Origin of the sequence: Ensifer sesbaniae (assembly GCF_013283665.1) — a bacterium.
GTDB lineage: Bacteria > Pseudomonadota > Alphaproteobacteria > Rhizobiales > Rhizobiaceae > Ensifer > Ensifer sesbaniae.
The window spans coordinates 3,638,802-3,654,390 of record NZ_JABEKU010000001.1; the positions used below are offsets into that span (position 1 = coordinate 3,638,802).

Genomic DNA, 15,589 nt, shown 5'->3' on the forward strand with positions numbered 1-15,589 from the left:
ATCGAGGTGACACGGGTATACATGTTGCACTGCACAAGAAAAATGGTAGTCTGGCAGCGATTGCGGACACCAAGACAAACAATCGCAAGCTTGCGTCCGACCGGGAGCGGCGTTGTCGTTGATTGAACCAAGGGGTACGCTTCCCATGTTCTACCAGCTCTATGAATTGAACCATGCAATGATGGCGCCGTGGCGTACGGCCGCCGATGCCATGCGGCTTGCCTTCAGCAACCCGATGAATCCCGTCTCGCACACCTATTTCGGTCGTGCGGCCGCTGCCGGGCTCGAAGTGTTCGAGCGCTCCACCCGCCGCTATGGCAAGCCGGAGTTCGGGCTTCCCGCGACCGAGGTCGACGGCACGTCCGTCTCCGTCTACGAGCGCATCGTCTGGCGCGCTCCCTTCTGCAACCTCATCCATTTCGAGCGCGCCTTGCCCAAGGGGCGTGCTGCCGATCCGAAGGTCCTGGTGGTGGCGCCGATGTCCGGCCACTACGCGACGCTGCTGCGCGGCACCGTGGAAGCTCTGCTGCCACATTCCGACATCTACATCACCGACTGGATCGACGCCCGCATGGTGCCGCTCAGCGAAGGTACTTTCGATCTCGATGACTACATCGACTACGTCATCCAGATGCTGCACTTCCTGGGCCCGAACACCCATGTGATCGGCGTCTGTCAGCCGGCGGTGCCGGTGCTCGCCGCCGTCGCGCTGATGGAAGCGGCCGACGATCCGCTGTCGCCGGCGACGATGACGCTGATGGGCGGACCGATCGACACGCGCATCAATCCGACCGGCGTCAACCAGCTCGCCGAACAGCGGCCGATCGAATGGTTCCGCGACAATGTCATCATGCCGGTGCCGTGGCCGCAACCGGGCTTCATGCGCATGGTCTATCCGGGCTTCCTGCAGCTTTCCGGCTTCATGTCGATGAACCTCGACCGTCACCTGATCGCCCACAAGGAGTTCTTCGCGCATCTGGTGAAGAACGACGGCGACGCGGCCGAGAAGCATCGCGACTTCTACGACGAGTATCTCGCAGTCATGGACCTGACCGCCGAATTCTACCTGCAGACCGTGCAGGTGGTCTTCATGCAGCATGCGCTTCCGAAGGGCGAGATGATGCATCGCGGGAAGCGCGTCGACACGACGGCGATCAGGAAGGTCGCGCTGCTGACCGTCGAGGGCGAGAACGACGATATCTCCGGCGTCGGTCAGACGAAGGCGGCGCAGGCGATCTGCACCAACATCCCTGATCATATGCGCATGCATTACATGCAGCCGGACGTCGGCCACTACGGCGTCTTCAATGGTTCGCGCTTCCGCCGCGAAATCGCCCCGCGCATCGTCGCCTTCCACCGCGAACATTCGCGGCACGTGAAGCCGGTGAAGCAGCTCATCAAGGGCGGCAAGTCGGCCTGACCTCGTCACCGGGCCGTTTTGACCGCGCAGAGTCAAAGGTTTGTCCGATTCCGGGGGAGGGCGTCTTGCACAGCCAGGGTCGCCTTCCCACATCGTTTTCATCGGGTCGCATGGGCGGCCCGGATGATTGCGAGGAATCCTGAAGATGAACCAATCTGCAATGATCCGTCCGGATTGGACGCCCGCGACCATCGCCCTGATGGTGCTCGGCTTCGTGGTCTTCTGGCCACTGGGCCTGGCCATGCTCGCCTACATTCTGTTCGGCGAAAAGCTCAAGACGTTCAAGAAAGACGCCAACGATACGGTGGATGGCATGTGCTCTGCATTCAAGCGCGGCGGTCGCCGCTCCAACTGGACGCACCGCACCGGCAACGTCGCCTTCGACGACTGGCGCGAAGCCGAACTTGCGCGCCTCGACGAGGAGCGCCGCAAGCTCGACGAAATGCGTGAAGAATTCGACACCTATGTGCGCGAGCTTCGCCGTGCCAAGGACCAGGAAGAGTTCGACCGCTTCATGCGCGACCGCAAGAACGGCGGCTCCGGCCCGGTTGTCGAAGCTCACTGACCCGATGATGCTTCCGGCGTTTCACATGAAACGCCGGATATCCGTTCGCGTCTCGCGGCACTGTAGGCGAAAGCCCCGCGAATCGGTTAGAAAGCCTGCATGTTCCCTTCCTTCAAGCGGCGCATTCAACCTGCACCACCCGCCACGACGCGGCAGATCGTGGTCGCCGGCAAGTCCTTGCCGCTGACGATCAAGCAGAACGTACGCGCGACCCGCATGACGCTTCGCATCGAGCCCGGCGGCCGGGCACTGAAGATGACGATCCCTCAAGGTCTGTCGGAGCGCGAGGTCAATGCCTTTCTCAGCCGCCATCAGGGTTGGCTGATGACGAAGCTTGCCCGCTTCTCCGGCGAAAGCCAGATCGAGGAGGGCGGTTCCATCCTCATCCGCGGCATCTCCCATCGCATCGAGCGCACCGGCAAGATCCGCGGCCTGACGGAAGCGATCGTGCTTGATGACGAGCCGGTGTTGCGCGTCAGCGGCGGCGAGGAGCATCTGAACCGGCGCATCGTCGATTTTCTCAAGAAAGAGGCCCGCCAGGATCTCGATCGTCTGGTGGCGATCTATACCGGTCGCATCGGCCGGCGAGCGAAGTCGCTGTCGCTCAAGGACACGCGCAGCCGCTGGGGATCCTGTTCTGCAGATGGGGCGCTGAGTTTTTCCTGGCGCATCGTCATGGCACCGCCGAAGGTCATCGCCTATCTCGCAGCGCACGAGGTCGCGCATTTGCAGGAGATGAATCACGGGCCTGATTTTTGGGCGCTGTGTGGGAAATTGTGCCCGGATACGGACGATGCCAAGCGCTGGCTCCGCCGCAACGGCACGATGCTTCACGCCATCGACTTCGACTGAGCCGGCCAGCCGGAGATCATGCGCGGTGGCGCAGCGCTTCGCGGATCTTCTCGTCGGTCTTGTATTGGCTGAGCGCATAGACCGACCAGATCGCCGCCGGAACCCAACCGATCAGTGTGAGCTGCAGGATCAGACAGATGAGGCCGGCAAAGGGCCGGCCGATCGTGAAAAACTGCAGCCAGGGTAGGATAAGCGCGAGCAACAGGCGCATCAGTCTCTCCATTATGGTAAAATGCATATGGTGAAAGCTCGCCGGTCGCGCAAGTGGCGCACACCCGTTGGGGCATAGGTGCCGGGGGCGCTGGCTGGCAGGCCGCGCGTCGGTTTTTGGCTCGACTCGGGCGACATTTCATGCAAGGTCGCTTCTCATGAAAACCGAAGTAAAGATATGCGGGCTGAAGACCGCGGAAGCGGTTGAGCGCGCTGTGGCGCTCGGCGCATCCCATACCGGCTTCATCTTTTTCCCGAAGAGCCCCAGGAACATCGAGCCCGATGATGCCGGCCGCCTGGCAGATCGGATTCGTGGTCGTGCGAAGATCGTTGCGGTCACGGTCGATGCCGACAACGACGAGCTCGATGAGATCGTCTCGGCGCTCAATCCGGATATCCTGCAGCTTCATGGCAGCGAGAGCCCGGAACAGTTGCTGACGGTCAAGGCGATGTACGGCCTTCCGGTCATGAAGGCGCTTTCGGTGCGCGAAGCCTCGGATCTCGAAAAGATCGACGCCTATATCGGCATCGCCGACCGTTTCCTGCTTGATGCCAAGCCGCCCGCCGGCTCGGATCTGCCGGGTGGCAACGGCGTCTCCTTCGACTGGCGGCTGCTCGACGCGCTTGACGGAAGCGTCGATTACATGCTTTCCGGTGGTCTCAATGCCAACAACATCGGCGAGGCCCTGGCGCAGACCCAGGCCCGCGCCATCGATACCTCCTCCGGCGTCGAGAGCGCGCCGGGCGTCAAGGATTTGAAGCTCATGGAATCGTTTTTCAATGCCGTTCGCCAGGCGGAGGCGGGCATGCCACGGTCAGGGAGCAGGACGTGAACCAGGCGCCAAAGTTGAATTCTTACCGGGGTGGTCCCGACGAGGACGGTCGTTTCGGTATTTTTGGCGGCCGCTTCGTGGCCGAGACGCTGATGCCCTTGATCCTCGACCTGCAGGACGAGTGGAACAAGGCGAAGGACGATCCGGCGTTCAAGGCGGAGCTGGCACATCTCGGCGCCCATTATATCGGCCGGCCGAGCCCGCTCTATTTCGCCGAACGGCTGACGGCCGAGCTTGGCGGCGCCAAGATCTATTTCAAGCGCGAAGAGCTGAACCACACCGGCTCGCACAAGATCAACAATTGCATCGGCCAGATTCTGCTTGCCAAGCGCATGGGCAAGACACGCATCATCGCCGAGACCGGTGCCGGCCAGCACGGTGTGGCTTCGGCGACAGTCGCGGCCCGCTTCGGCCTTCCCTGCGTCGTCTACATGGGCGCGACCGATGTCGAGCGCCAGGCGCCCAATGTTTTCCGCATGAAGCTGCTCGGTGCCGAGGTGAAGCCGGTAACTGCCGGTAGCGGCACGCTCAAGGACGCGATGAACGAGGCGCTGCGCGACTGGGTCACCAATGTCGACAGCACCTATTACCTGATCGGCACGGCTGCCGGCCCGCATCCCTATCCGGAAATGGTCCGCGATTTCCAGGCCGTCATCGGCCAGGAAGCCAAGGAGCAGATGCTTGCCGCCGAAGGCCGGCTGCCGGATCTCGTCGTTGCCGCCGTCGGCGGTGGCTCCAATGCAATCGGCATCTTCCATCCGTTCCTCGATGATGAAAGCGTCAAGATTGTCGGCGTCGAAGCCGGCGGCAAGGGCATCGAGGGCGACGAGCATTGCGCGTCGATCACCGCCGGTTCGCCCGGCGTGCTGCACGGCAACCGCACCTATCTGCTGCAGGACGGCGACGGCCAGATCAAGGAAGGCCACTCGATTTCGGCCGGTCTCGACTATCCCGGCATCGGCCCGGAACATGCCTGGCTGAACGATGTCGGCCGTGTCGAATACGTGCCGATCATGGATCACGAAGCGCTCGAAGCGTTCCAGACGCTGACCCGCCTCGAAGGCATTATCCCGGCGCTCGAGCCGTCGCATGCGCTTGCCGAAGTCATCAAGCGCGCGCCGAAGATGGGCAAGGACGAGATCATCCTGATGAATCTCTCCGGGCGCGGCGACAAGGACATCTTCACCGTCGGCAAGATTTTGGGAATGGGGCAGTAAGATCATGACCGCACGCATGGACAAGAGATTTGCCGATGTTGCGGCCGAGGGACGTCCGGTCCTCGTCACCTATTTCATGGGCGGCGATCCTGACTTCGAGACGTCGGTCTCGATCATGAAGGCGCTGCCGAAGGCTGGGGCCGACGTCATCGAGCTGGGCATGCCCTTTTCGGATCCGATGGCCGATGGCCCGGCGATCCAGCTTGCCGGTCAGCGCTCGCTGAAGGGCGGCCAGACGCTCGCCAAGACGCTCGAGATCGCGCGCCGCTTCCGCGAGGAAGACCAGCGCACGCCGATCGTGCTGATGGGATACTACAACCCGATCTACATCTATGGCGTCGACCGCTTCCTGACGGATGCGCTTGCCGCCGGCATCGACGGCCTGATCGTCGTCGACCTGCCGCCGGAAATGGACGACGAGCTCTGCGTTCCGGCGCTTGAGAAGGGCATCAACTTCATTCGCCTGGCGACGCCGACCACGGACGACCGCCGCCTGCCGAAGGTGCTCGAAAACACCTCCGGTTTCGTCTACTACGTGTCGATGAACGGCATCACCGGTTCGGCTCTGCCCGATCCGTCGTTGATTGCCGGTGCCGTCGGCCGTATCAAGGCGCACACCAACTTGCCGGTTTGCGTCGGTTTCGGCGTCAAGACGGCAGAACATGCAAGGGCCATCGGAGCATCCGCCGATGGCGTGGTCGTCGGTACGGCGATCGTCAACCAGATCGCGTCGAGCCTGACCGAAGAGGGCAAGGCGACTGACGCGACGGTTCCGGGTGTTGAAGCGCTGGTTAGAGGGCTCTCGGCAGGCGTGCGGTCCGCACGCCTCGCAGCAGCCGAATAATTGCCTATATTAGCGCGCACAACCCGAAGGAAATCTTCAGGAGTTACTAAGTGAACTGGATCACAAACTACGTTCGGCCGAAGATCAACTCGATGCTGGGCCGCCGGGAAGTTCCGGAAAATCTCTGGATCAAGTGCCCGGAAACCGGCGAGATGGTGTTCCACCGCGATCTCGAAGAAAACAAGTGGGTCATTCCGCAGTCCGGCTTCCACATGAAGATGCCGGCCAAGGCCCGGCTGAAGGACCTGTTCGACGGCGGCATCTATGAAGCCTTGCCGCAGCCGAAGGTTGCGCAGGACCCGTTGAAGTTCCGCGATTCCAAGAAGTATGTCGACCGCCTGCGCGACAGCCGCACCAAGACCGAACTCGAAGACACGATCGTCGCCGGCCTCGGCCGCGTCCAGGGCGTCAAGCTCGTTGCCGTCGTGCACGAGTTCAACTTCATCGGCGGCTCGCTCGGCATGGCTGCCGGCGAGGCGATCATCAAGGCCTTCGAAAAGGCGATCGCCGAGAAGTGCCCGCTGGTCATCTTCCCGGCATCGGGCGGCGCCCGCATGCAGGAAGGCATCCTGTCGCTGATGCAGCTGCCGCGCACCACCGTTGCCGTCAACCTGCTGAAGGAAGCCGGTCTTCCCTATATCGTCGTGCTCACCAACCCGACGACCGGCGGCGTCACCGCGTCCTATGCGATGCTCGGCGACATTCACATGGCTGAGCCCGGCGCCGAAATCGGCTTTGCCGGCAAGCGTGTGATCGAGCAGACGCTGCGCGAGAAGCTGCCGGAAGGTTTCCAAACCTCCGAATATCTGCTGGAGCACGGCATGGTCGACATGGTCGTCAAGCGCCATGATCTGCCGGCAACGCTCGCCCGGGTTCTGAAGATCCTGATGAAGAAGCCGGCGGAAGCCTCGAAACTCAACGGCGGCACACAGCCGGCTGCCTTGCCGGTCGCGGCAAGCGCTTGAAAAAGCTCGGGTAACCGGAGCTACACAGAACAAAATGAAGCATCTCCGCGTGGAGATGCCTTGGCAGTCGAGCTTGTCGGGGCGGTGAGAGATGACAGCGGTGGAAGCCAGCGAAGCGGGCTATGAGATCGAAAAACTCCTTGCCCTCCACCCAAAGGGCTTCGACCTGTCGCTGGACAGGATCACCCGGCTTCTCGCTGCGCTCGGCAATCCGCAGGACCGCCTGCCGCCGGTGATCCATGTCGCCGGCACCAACGGCAAGGGCTCGGCAACCGCGTTCTCGCGGGCGATCCTGGAAGCGGCCGGTTTCAGCGTTCACGTCCACACGTCGCCGCATCTCGTCAATTGGCACGAGCGCTACCGCCTGGGCGTCAAGGGCGGCAAGGGACGGCTCGTCAGCGATCCCGTTCTGGCCGAGGCCGTGCGCCGCGTCGCCGAAGCCAATGGCGGCGAGAAGATCACCGTCTTCGAAATCCTGACCGCTGTCACCTTCCTGCTCTTCGCCGAGCATCCCGCGGATGTCGCGATCATCGAGGTAGGCCTCGGCGGTCGCTTCGACGCGACGAATGTCCTTGTCCGCCCGGCCGCCTCGGTCATCATGCCGATCTCGCTCGACCATCAGTCCTATCTCGGCGACCGGGTCGAATTGATCGCCGCGGAGAAGGCCGGAATCATGAAGCGCGGCTGCCCGGTGGTGATCGGCCAGCAGGAAGAGGAAACGGCGCGCGAGGTGCTGATCTCGACGGCCGAGCGGCTTGGCTGCCCCATCTTCGTCTACGGCCAGGACTTCATGGCGCATGAGGAGTTCGGCCGTCTTGTCTATCAGGACGAGAGCGGACTTGCCGATCTGCCGCTGCCGAAGCTGCCGGGACGTCATCAATATGCGAATGCCGCGGCGGCCATTCGTGCGGTGCGGGCCGCAGGCTTCGACGTTTCCGAAGCGGCGATCGAAAGAGGTCTTGCCGGCGTCGAGTGGCCTGGACGCCTGCAGCGCCTGACCAGCGGCAAGCTGACGCATTATGGCCCGGCCGACGCGGAAATCTGGGTCGACGGTGGCCATAATCCGGGTGCCGGCCAGGTGATCGCCGAGGCGATGGCGACGTTCGAAGAACGCGAATCGCGGCCCCTCTTCCTGATCATCGGCATGATCAATACCAAGGATCCGGTCGGCTATTTCCGGGCGTTTCTCGATCTTGCCGAGCAGGTCTTCACCGTTCCGATCCGTGGTTCCGACGCAGGCCTTGATCCGGTGGCGCTTGCAAGCGATGCGGCTGCCGTCGGGTTCGAAGCCTCTGCCGTCTCTTCCGTTGCCGAAGCGCTGACGATCATTGCCAATCTGGTCGACGAAGACCCGGCGCCGCCACGCATCCTGATCGGCGGCTCGCTCTATCTGGTGGGTGACGTTCTCGCCGACAACGGCACACCGCCGAAGTGATTCCGAAGGCGCCGCCGCCATCTCGGTACCAGATGCAAGACAAGAAAAAAGCCCGGGGTTCCGGGCTTTCTGCTGCAGTAGTTAGTCAGCGAACGTCTCAGGCGACAGCCGTGGAGATCCACGAGGAAAGGGCCGTCTTCGGTGCGGCGCCGACCTTGATGTCGGCCACTTCACCGGCCTTGAACATGGCGAGCGTCGGGATCGAGCGGACGCCGTACTGGGCAGCCAGTTCCGGATTTTCGTCGATGTTGAGCTTAACAACCTTGACCTTACCGGCGAGCTCGTTGGAGATTTCCTCGAGGCTCGGTGCGATCATCTTGCACGGGCCGCACCATTCAGCCCAGAAATCGACAACCACCGGCTCGGCGGCGTTCAGCACTTCCTGCTGAAAATTGGACGTATCGACCTTTACAGTAGCCATAGGCTGCTCCTTGCGTTCGGAATGGCAGTATCCAGATGTTGTGCCTCATGTGAGAGGGCGCCGCTGGATTTTCAATATCCGGTATCTCACTTTGTCGCGAGGTCTTCAAGGCTCCTGTCGAGCACCTGATCCGCAACGACGTGGATTGCCGGCCCTTCGGTGAAGATCAGCACGCATCGGAACCTGTGCCCGGGATAGAGCGGCCGCAAGAGTTCGCGATAGATCGCCAGCTGTGCCCTGTAGGCGAAGGGAATATCCTCCTGCGAAGCCGGCACCTGTCGGTTCGTCTTGAAATCCGCAATGGTCACGATCCCGTCGCCGACGGCGAGCCGGTCGATGCGGCCGGAAACCGCGTGATCGCGCGTGCCGAGCGTGAGCGTGCCCATGACCGAGACTTCGGCGCGGCTGCCGGCCGAGAAGAGCGCCCTGAGATCGGGGTGGTCGAGCACATTCTCGACGCCGGCAATCAGCGCGGCGCGCTGCTCGGGCGACCAGCGGGGCACGGAACGCAGAAGATAGCGCTCGGCTGCGGCGCGGCGATCATCGCCCGGAATGGAGGGCAGGACCTGCAGCAGGCGGTGCAGGATGGCGCCGCGCAACATCGAGAGATTTGCCGGTGCCTTTTCCGAAAACAGGGCGGACCCGACGAGCCCATCGCCGTCGTCCTCGTCGATGGCGATCCCGACGCCGGAAGGGCTGAGCGGGCGTGGCAGCCGCTTCTGCGGTGGCAATGGTGTCGAAAGCGCCTTCGGCAGGCCGGACGCCGGACGGCTGGCATCCGGCGAGAGCGCTTCCTTGGAGGGAAGGTCGCGCTCAAGCTGTCGTTCACGCCAGGCATGGCCGGACCATTCCTCGCCGCCGGCATGGAAGGTTGTCGGATGGCCGCGGCCGCTTTCGTCCCCGGCCAGGCTCGCCTGAACCATAGCATGCCATGTTTCGGCTACGGCCCGCTGTCCGCGGTAGCCGCAGACGACCAGACGGTCGGCGGCGCGGGTCATGCCGACATAGAGCAGGCGCCGATATTCTTCCTCGGCGAGCGTTTTCAGACGATCGCTGTCGGCGGTGATCAGCGAGTTCGACTCCGAGCCCGGTGCGCGCCACACCGGCAGTGACAGGATCGCGCCATCTGCTCGAGGAAGCTCGAGGAAGCGGAGCGAAGGGACATGCTGGTTGCTGAAGGGTGCGCCGCCGCCGTCGACGAGGAAGACGACGGGCGCTTCGAGACCCTTGGCGGCATGCACGGTCATGATCCGGACTTCGTCGCGTTCCTTGTCCTGTTCGCGCTTGACCGTCGGCGCTTCCATTTCCAGTGTCGAAACGAAGGCCTGCAGTCCGGGGAGGCCGCTTCTTTCCTGGTCGAGCGCGAAGGTGAGGAACTCGTCGAGAATGTCGCTGACCTCGGTGCCGAGCCGCGCCAGGAAGGCCGCCCGGCCGCCATGCACGCCAAGAATGCGGGCATAGAAATCGTGCGGTGCAAGCTGGGTTGCGAGCGCCACATAGCCTTTCAGTACCCTTGCTGCCTGGTGGAACAGGATACCATCGGCCGCCTCCGCCTGCAGACGTTGCCACAGGCTTTCGCCTACTTTGCGGCGCGCCGCGAGTTCGAACAGCGCGTCTTCCCCGAGATTGAACAAGGGGCTTTTCAGCAGCGCGGCGAGCGAGAGATCGTCCTGCGGCAAGAGGACGAACCGCCCGAGAGCAAGCAGATCCTGGACCGCAATATGTTTGGTGAGCACCAGCCGGTCGGCGCCGGCGACCGGAATGTTGTTGCGGCGCTTGAGCGCCCGGGTCAGCGCATTGACGAAGGCGTCGCGTTTGCGGACCAGCACGATCACGTCGCCCGGACGCATCGGCCGGCGAACACCCTTCTCGACGATGGTCTCCTTGCCGATCCAGCTCTCCAACACGCCGGCGATCCGACGTGCGAGGATGTTGACCGGCGCACTCTCAGGCGTCGCATCGAAGGCCGCGGTCCATTCCTCGTCCGTATCCATCGGTTCGGCGGCAACCACGTCCCAGATATCGACCGCACCGGGATGGCCGATGCGGTTCGAAGCATGAACGACCGGTTCGCTGCGGGCGCTGAGGCCCCGTGCATGCGCCGGATTGGCGAAGACGGTATCGACGGCGGAAAGCACGTCGACAGTCGAGCGGAAGGAGAGTTGTAGGCGGATGGGCTCGAAGGCCTTGCCGCCGTCGCGCACGCGCCGTTCGGTTTCCTGGCTCTCATGCGAAAACCGCTCTGGCCGCGCACCCTGGAAGGAATAGATCGACTGTTTCTCGTCGCCGACGGCAAACATCGTGCGGTTGGCGCCGCGGGCGCTTTCGCCGGAAAAGAAGTCGGCGGCCAGCGCCTGGATGATGGTCCATTGCGCCGGGCTGGTATCCTGCGCCTCGTCGACGAGGATGTGGTCGATACCCTGGTCGAGCTTGTAATGCACCCAGGCGCTGACGTCGCCGCGGGCAAAGAGCGCCGCGGTGCGGTTGATCAGGTCCTCGAAATCGAGCTGGCTGCGGCGCCGCTTGAGCTCCTCGTAGTCGACGTTGAGCCTTTCGGCGAGCGTCAGCGCCGCAAGCGTCGCCTCGAACATCTTGAGAATGCTGATGTGATCGATGCAGGCGACCACATGGCGGTAGGCTTCGTCCACGAGGTCCACGAGATCGGGGGCCGCCTGCTGCATCGCCTTGTTGAGGAAGGTGGATTGTGCCCGGGCCTTACCAGTTCCGGTGAAGAACAGGTGCCGGAGACCGTCGTAGCGCGCACTCACGTCCGTGAGCTTGGAAACGTTTCGGAGTCCCCCGGCGAAGTCGAGCACTTTTGTTCCGCCGACACTCGCGGCAAGCGAGAAATATCGTTTCAGGGCCGCGCCGTTCAGTCCCGCCAACGGCCAGATCGCGGCCATGGCGCTGTCGACGCTTTCATCCGGCGCCAGCTTCAGGGCCCTGCGCAGCTCGGCCTCGGTGCCGCCATACGCGCCGGCATGTTCGAGAAAGATCTGGATCGAGGTCCGGTTCTCGACGATCGCCGCGAGTAGCCTTTCCAGCCCGGTGTCGTCGGCGAGGTTCAGCACGGTGGCAAAGGCGCGCGCCAGTTCCGGATCGTCCTTGGCTGCCGTCGCCGTCAGTAGCATACGGCGCGCATCGGCAAGCAGTACGGCGGCAGCGCGGTCGTCGAGGACCGAGAAATGTCCGGCGACGTTGGCTTCCAGTGGAAACTGATGCAGCAGTGCTTCGCAGAAAGCGTGAATCGTCTGGATCTTCAGGCCGCCCGGCGTCTCCAACGCGCGGGCGAAGAGGCGGCGCGCTTCCTGCAGCTTCAGGAGACCAGGCCGCTCGCCCTCGATCGCCTCGATCCGCTTTTCGAGCGTCGCGTCGTCGAGCGTGACCCATTCCGCCAGACGCTCGAAGACGCGGTTCGACATTTCGGATGCGGCCGCCTTGGTATAGGTCAGGCAGAGGATGGCCGACGGCCGGCAGCCGGCGAGCAGCAGCCGGATCACCCGCTGGGTCAGCACGTGCGTCTTGCCGGATCCGGCATTGGCCGAAACCCAGGCGGAACGCGCGGGGTCGGAGGCAAGCGACTGCCGGCGCGAGGTCCAGTCGAGCCAGGCTTGCGGCGTCGCCTGCTCGGGGCCGGGGCTGTCATCCCTCATCGCCGTTCTCCTCCTCGCTATCGGCCGTCGACCATTCGGCCACACGTGCCAAATGGTCGTATTCGCCACCGTAGTCGCGCTCTTTCTGAACAATCAGCCGGGAAGCAAAACCGTGTTTTCCCGAAAGAAGGGCGCTGAGCAGTTTTCTGAGCTCGGCCAGGGACTCGTCGGCAAGCTGGTCCGCGGATCTGGTCTCCTTCGACCTGCTGCCTTCGTTGTTGACCGCATCCGACTTGAAGCGTGAGCCGGGCTTGAGCCGGACATAGAGCAGCGACTGCGGATGGCTCGGTGGCACGTCCTTGAAGGCGCCGGCCTTGAGCGCCGCCGCCTCCAGGGCGAGCTGGGGATCAAGCAGCACGCGGGCTTCCGTCGCCGATGGGCTGGAACCGGTCTTGTAGTCGATGATCTCGACGCTGCCGTCGGTCATCGTATCGAGCCGGTCGGCGATGCCGGTCAACCGCATGTCGGCGATGCCCAGTTCCATCGATGCCGGAACCTCGGTGCGCGAGCGGCGGATGAAGCGTGCGCGTTCCCGCTCCCACTTGATGAAAGCCGCGCCGACGGCGGCGAAGCGTGGCCGCCAGATCGTGTCGATATGCGTCGGCAGCCGCGCCTCATCGAAGACCTCGTTCAGCAGCCGATGCATTTCCTCTTCGGCCGCGGGCGACATCAGATCGACGCCGGAGCGCACGAAACGCTCGACGATCTGGTGATAAAGCGTGCCACGCTCGGCCGGGCCGGGGTCGCTGTTGAACGGCAGCAGCGGATGCAGGCGTAGGATGCGCCGGGCGTAGACCGCATAGGGGTCGCGCCTCAGGCGCGAGACCTCGCTGAAGGAATACTTGCGCGGCTGCAGGTCCGCCGGCGGCTTGGGTGCCGGGCGTTCGGCAAGCGGCTGCCGCCCCCCATCGTCGAGCATTCGGGCCCAGGTCAGATAGTCCGCACCATTGGCCTGCAAGGCCTCAACTAGCCGGTTGCCGCCAAGCGCCAGCAGGCGCTGTAGCCAGCGCGAGGCGACGGTGGGTGCCGCGCCCTGGCGCATCGAGCGGGTGAAGATCAGTCGCCGTGCGCCGCAGGCCATCTGGAAATCATGCGCCAGCTGGCCGATGCGTCGCTCCGGCGGTTCGAGACCGATGCCCGTCTTCATCGTGCGCGACAGGAACGGATCGTTGGCAGTCTGGCCCGGCCAATTGCCCTCGTTCATGGCGCCGAGCACCACCAGATCCATGCTCTGCAGGCGTGATTCCAGCGCGCCGAAGATGAAGACCCGCGGATGGCGCATGGAACGCGGCTTGACCGCTGCGCCGGCGGCGAGCGCTTCCATGACATCGCACCATTGCGGTCCATCCGCCGTCATCTGGCCATCGGTTTCGATGATGCCGCGAAGCAGGGTCGCCAGCGTATCCGCCGCCTCGCCGGACCAGAGCCCACCGAGATCGCCGCGCTCGTCGGCCGAGGCCGCTTCCAGCGCCTGGCCGGTACGCGTCGCCCAGTCGGCGAAGGTGAATTCCTCCGAGAAAACACGGCTGCCGTCCTTGCTGCGGCTCAGTGCCGAAGCGAGCGGTGCCACTGCGTGGCCGATCTTCATCGCCAGATCGCGGGCTGCCTGAAGCTCCTCGGCGCCGATGCCGACGCGCCACTCCGGCGGGTGGCGATCGGCCCCGTGCCCGGCAATGGCCGCATCGAGCAGGGGTTCCAGGGCGAGGATATCGACGGTTGCGGTGCTGCCGCGCAGCGCCATGCGTTCGAGCGCGTCGGCGCCCTGACGCATCGTCTCACACGATAGCCCGAAGCGCGCCAGCGGGTGCTTGAGCAGTGCCACCAAGGGCACGAGATCGCCGGGGCGCAGACTAGCCTCCAGAAGCAGGCGCATGAAGCTGCCCTGAGGCGTTGAGGACAGCGGCGTGCCGGCGGAATCGTCGGCCTCGATACCGAAGCGGGCAAGCTCGGCGCCGACCCGTCGTGCGAGATTTCGGTCCGGCGTGATCAGTGCCGCCTGGCTATCCTCGCTGCCTTCGAGCGCCAGCCGCAACGCAACGGCAATGACGGCCGCCTCCTCGCGTTCGTTGGCGGTTTCGATGAGGGCTGCATCCCTGAAGGCGGCGTGCAGCGATTCGCCATCGAGTTCGCTGCGCCTTTCGGTCCAGGCACTGGTCGCCTTGGTCGGCAGAAGGGCATACGAGAGAATCTCGGCGCGGACGTCGAGGTCCGTTTCGGCGTCGGCCAGGGTGGTCACGTCCGACCGGATGACGCCCATGCGCTTCAGCAGCCGGTAGAAGCCGTATTGCGGATGGCTGCGGCTTGCTGGGTCCGGCCTGCCGTCAAGGGCTGCGTCGGCGACGATCATGTCCCATTCGGCATCGCTCATCGTCTGGTCGAGACCGGGCAGCACGATCGTGCCGTTTGGAAGCTTCTGCACGGCGGCAATCAGCGCGGCGGTCGCAGGAATCGAGCCGGTCGAACCAGCTATGATGATCGGGCCCTCGATCTTGCCGGCGGCGATGCGCTGCGTTTCGGCCTGAAGGATGGCGTTGCGGTGGCGGGCAGGGGAGGATTGCTTGAGCTCCTCCAGCCGCTCCGGCCAGTAGCTGCGGGCAATCTTCAGGAATTCGAGCGTCAGCTGCCACCACAGCGCATGCTCGCCGGCATCGAGCCGGTCGAGCTCGTCCCAATCCAGTTCTTCCGTCTCCATCGCATCGATGAGTTCGGCGAGATTGCGCGCGAGCCAGATCGCATCCGCCGGGCTTGCCGGCGCGATCAGCGGGCTCTCCGCATGAATGTCGAGCACCACCTTCGGCAGCCGGTTGCGCCAGGCAAGGATCAGCCGCCCAAGCTCGATCAGGCGCGCCGTGCCGGGCAGGGGCGGGGCCAGATCGAGGATCGCCGGTACCTCGGCATCGAAGAAGCCGCTGTCGTCGTCGGTCTCGCCGAGCGCCTTGATGGTAGGCAGGATGGTGGAGCGGCCGCCGAGCAGATCGACGAATTCGGATCTGAGCACACGGGCCGAGCGCCGTGTCGGCACGAAGATCGTCACGCCCGCAAGCGGCAGGGGATCGGCCGGATCGTAGCGGAAGTCCGGGGTCAGGCTACCGTCGCAAAGCCTTTCGGCGAGTGTCTTCAGGAACGGGAGGCCGGGCGGGATCGTGAAGACGTTGGACCGGCGGCCGCTCACGC

The 15,589-nt window shown here is 64.1% G+C and carries 12 protein-coding genes; 8 read left to right on the forward strand and 4 right to left on the reverse strand.

Annotated features, from left to right (window positions below; genetic code table 11):
* The first annotated feature begins 145 nt into the window (after positions 1–145).
* The 3 genes from phaZ to BHMPCIPO_RS17635 all read left to right on the forward strand — a co-directional run bounded on the left by phaZ (position 146) and on the right by BHMPCIPO_RS17635 (position 2,837).
* The gene (gene phaZ, locus BHMPCIPO_RS17625; RefSeq protein ID WP_173517968.1) at positions 146–1,420 is read left to right on the forward strand and encodes a polyhydroxyalkanoate depolymerase; all 1,275 of its coding nucleotides are present in this window, start codon (positions 146–148) and stop codon (positions 1,418–1,420) included.
* Between the two features lie 145 nt (positions 1,421–1,565).
* Positions 1,566–1,985, forward strand: coding sequence for a DUF2852 domain-containing protein (locus BHMPCIPO_RS17630; RefSeq protein WP_173517969.1), 420 nt, complete (start codon positions 1,566–1,568; stop codon positions 1,983–1,985).
* A 99-nt stretch (positions 1,986–2,084) separates the two neighbouring features.
* Entirely contained in the window at positions 2,085–2,837 is a 753-nt protein-coding gene (locus tag BHMPCIPO_RS17635; protein ID WP_173517970.1) for a M48 family metallopeptidase, read from the forward strand.
* A 16-nt stretch (positions 2,838–2,853) separates the two neighbouring features.
* Here the strand turns inward: BHMPCIPO_RS17635 and BHMPCIPO_RS17640 are convergent, their stop codons facing one another.
* On the reverse strand, positions 2,854–3,048 hold the full coding sequence (locus tag BHMPCIPO_RS17640; RefSeq protein WP_034801662.1) for a YqaE/Pmp3 family membrane protein: 195 nt from the start codon (positions 3,046–3,048) through the stop codon (positions 2,854–2,856).
* Positions 3,049–3,205: 157 nt separating this feature from the next.
* Here BHMPCIPO_RS17640 and BHMPCIPO_RS17645 point away from each other — a divergent pair, with 157 nt between their 5' ends.
* The 5 genes from BHMPCIPO_RS17645 (at position 3,206) to BHMPCIPO_RS17665 (ending at position 8,341) form a co-directional block, all read left to right on the forward strand.
* Complete coding sequence (locus tag BHMPCIPO_RS17645) at positions 3,206–3,880, forward strand: phosphoribosylanthranilate isomerase (RefSeq protein WP_173517971.1); 675 nt, start codon at positions 3,206–3,208, stop codon at positions 3,878–3,880.
* Positions 3,877–5,097 carry a tryptophan synthase subunit beta gene (gene trpB, locus BHMPCIPO_RS17650; RefSeq protein ID WP_173517972.1) on the forward strand — a complete coding sequence of 407 codons (1,221 nt, stop codon included), beginning with the start codon at positions 3,877–3,879 and terminating at the stop codon, positions 5,095–5,097. The genes BHMPCIPO_RS17645 and trpB overlap by 4 nt, the downstream gene beginning before the upstream one ends.
* 4 nt (positions 5,098–5,101) lie before the next feature.
* Entirely contained in the window at positions 5,102–5,941 is an 840-nt protein-coding gene (gene trpA / locus BHMPCIPO_RS17655; protein WP_173517973.1) for a tryptophan synthase subunit alpha, read from the forward strand.
* Between the two features lie 50 nt (positions 5,942–5,991).
* The gene (accD, locus tag BHMPCIPO_RS17660; RefSeq protein ID WP_173517974.1) at positions 5,992–6,906 is read left to right on the forward strand and encodes an acetyl-CoA carboxylase, carboxyltransferase subunit beta; all 915 of its coding nucleotides are present in this window, start codon (positions 5,992–5,994) and stop codon (positions 6,904–6,906) included.
* Between the two features lie 91 nt (positions 6,907–6,997).
* A complete protein-coding gene (locus tag BHMPCIPO_RS17665) occupies positions 6,998–8,341 on the forward strand; it encodes a bifunctional folylpolyglutamate synthase/dihydrofolate synthase (RefSeq protein WP_173517975.1) in 1,344 nt (447 codons plus the stop codon).
* A 97-nt stretch (positions 8,342–8,438) separates the two neighbouring features.
* On the opposite strand, the gene trxA is transcribed toward BHMPCIPO_RS17665, so the two are convergent.
* The 3 genes from trxA to addB all read right to left on the reverse strand — a co-directional run bounded on the left by trxA (position 8,439) and on the right by addB (position 15,587).
* A complete protein-coding gene (gene trxA, locus BHMPCIPO_RS17670) occupies positions 8,439–8,762 on the reverse strand; it encodes a thioredoxin (protein ID WP_173517976.1) in 324 nt (107 codons plus the stop codon).
* Between the two features lie 86 nt (positions 8,763–8,848).
* Positions 8,849–12,415: a double-strand break repair helicase AddA gene (gene addA, locus BHMPCIPO_RS17675; protein ID WP_173517977.1), complete on the reverse strand. Its 3,567-nt coding sequence runs from the start codon at positions 12,413–12,415 to the stop codon at positions 8,849–8,851.
* A complete protein-coding gene (addB, locus tag BHMPCIPO_RS17680; RefSeq protein WP_312033034.1) occupies positions 12,405–15,587 on the reverse strand; it encodes a double-strand break repair protein AddB in 3,183 nt (1,060 codons plus the stop codon). The genes addA and addB overlap by 11 nt, the downstream gene beginning before the upstream one ends.
* Between the last annotated feature and the right edge of the window lie 2 nt (positions 15,588–15,589).